Origin of the sequence: Bradyrhizobium sp. 17 (assembly GCF_023073515.1) — a bacterium.
In the GTDB taxonomy this organism is placed as follows: Bacteria; Pseudomonadota; Alphaproteobacteria; order Rhizobiales; family Xanthobacteraceae; genus Bradyrhizobium; species Bradyrhizobium canariense_D.
Genome location: NZ_JADPJQ010000024.1, coordinates 1 through 2074, shown reverse-complemented (window position 1 = coordinate 2074; position 2074 = coordinate 1). Strand labels below are relative to the sequence as shown.

Here is a 2074-nt window from a genome sequence, read left to right as displayed (position 1 = left end):
CCGGTAAGCTCAATCAGATCATCTTTGCCGGCTATACCCACGATGCGGCTGAGGAGCTTGCTGCGCAACTGTTGAAAGTCGCACCCCGTGGTCTCGACTATGTCTTCTTCTCCGACAGCGGCTCTACCAGTGTCGAAGTCGCCTTGAAGATGGCACTCGGGTATTGGCATAATATCGGTCAGCAGCGAAGACGCATTGTCGTAATGCAACACTCCTACCACGGCGATACGGTTGGGGCGATGTCCGTTGGTGCGAGAGGCGTGTTCAACGCGGCGTACGGGCCGCTGCTGTTCGATGTTACCTCGATCCCGTTCCCAGCGAGCGGTCGTGAGCAGGCGACACTCGCTGCGCTCGAGTCCGCGTGTCGAAACGAAGTGCCAGCCGCCTTTCTTGTGGAGCCTCTGATATTGGGGGCGGGCGGGATGCTGATGTACCCAGCCTGGGTGCTAACAGCGATGAAGCGGATCTGCGAGGCGTCGGACGTCCTGTTCATTGCCGACGAGGTCATGACGGGCTGGGGCCGCACCGGATCGCTATTTGCTTGCGAGCAGGGCAATGTCACGCCCGATATCGCTTGCTATTCGAAAGGTCTCACGGGAGGGGCGCTCCCACTCGCGGTTACGCTCTGCCGTGCGGACATTTTCGACGCGCATTATTCGAAAGATCGTATGCGTACGTTCTATCATTCGAGTTCATATACGGCGAATCCGGTAGCCTGTGCCGCTGCAAAAGCGAACCTGGATCTTTGGTGGCATCGGGACTCCCGCGAGCGCGCCGCTTCGCTCGCCGCCATGCAAGAACGGGCAATTGAGCCATTCCGCGCCGACGCGCGCTTTGAAAACGTTCGTCGTTCCGGGACCATCACAGCGCTTGATTTGAAAACGAGCGATGGCGGCTATTTGGCGGACATCGGTCCGAAGCTTCAGGCTTTCTTTAACGACCGAAATCTGCTGCTGCGCCCGCTCGGCAATACCATCTACGTGATGCCGCCCTATTGCGTCACCGCGGCAGATCTCGACGAAATCTACGCTGCAATCGGCGATGCAGCCGATGCGCTGGCTTGAAGGCGCGCTTTTCGAGTTCGGGCTCGCGCTCCTCCTCTGTAGCGGTTCTCATCATCTCAGAAAGAAGGCCGAAAGACGGTCTCCGGTACAAAGCACGCTTGCGTTAATGAAGTCCGTGACTTCCCGGGAATTGACCAATGAAGCTTGGGAGTGACGGACCATGTCGGTAGCGCAAGCCGGCTTGGTGGCTTGCAGTTCCTGATGTCAGTCCGCATCAGATTTTTGATCTTGCTGCCGCCGCGGAGCTGCCGGCACGATCACGCAGCAGGACCAGTGCTGACCGAAGGTCGCCAATAGCAGAGGCGTTGAAATCCAGCGAAGAAGCCGGAGATCCAACAGCATTTGAGCGCGATCACGGGACTTATTGGATTGATCGATTGTCTGAAGTGCTCCAATGTAATGCTGAAACGACGCAAATGTGAAGCCGAGACAACACTCTCATTTGATCGAGACTGTTCGTTGCGTACAATGTCTGGGGAACAAAGGCGCAAGATCTGGCAAAGTCAGCGTGCCACAGCCAGAACATGGGGCAACGCCGCTGGGAGATATGATGTTGGACCGTGACGGTGACTTGATCTTTCAGCTTCTGCTTTACCTTAGTCTAGTGCTTATTGTTGCGTCTCTGATGGGCTTAAGCGCGGCGGGGATTGCAGCATGGTCGAGCGAATGACCGTCAGCAAGTATCAGTTCGCGGGCGAGCTGCGGCAGTTGATCGAGACGCACATCGGCCCGTCGAGCACATTCGAAGACTACGTCCTCATAATCGGGGAGCTGGAAGGGGCGAAGAACAGGCTGGAGCTGGAGTCCGAGAAGTTCTCGGACGAGGAGGTTGACGCCTGCGAACTATAGCGAGCGCTTTGCACTGCACAGATCCGGTAGGCGGAGGTGGTCACGCACGATATGTCGATTGAGCAATTTGCGCCAGCCGCTCATCCTTCGCCGTGAGATGCTGCGCATTCTGAGCTCGGTGGACTGACCGCGAGCAATCATGATCGGGTTGAAGTGGCGGC

At 57.3% G+C, this 2074-nt stretch carries 2 protein-coding genes; both read left to right on the top strand.

Features of this window, described 5'->3' with window-relative positions; all coding sequences use genetic code 11:
• A partial coding sequence (locus tag IVB13_RS04550) for an adenosylmethionine--8-amino-7-oxononanoate transaminase (RefSeq protein ID WP_247487934.1) occupies positions 1–1064 on the top strand: 1064 nt, incomplete at its 5' end.
• 654 nt (positions 1065–1718) lie between these two features.
• Positions 1719–1913, top strand: a complete 195-nt coding sequence (locus IVB13_RS04545; protein WP_247282183.1) for a hypothetical protein — start codon at positions 1719–1721, stop codon at positions 1911–1913.
• The last annotated feature ends 161 nt before the right edge of the window (positions 1914–2074 follow it).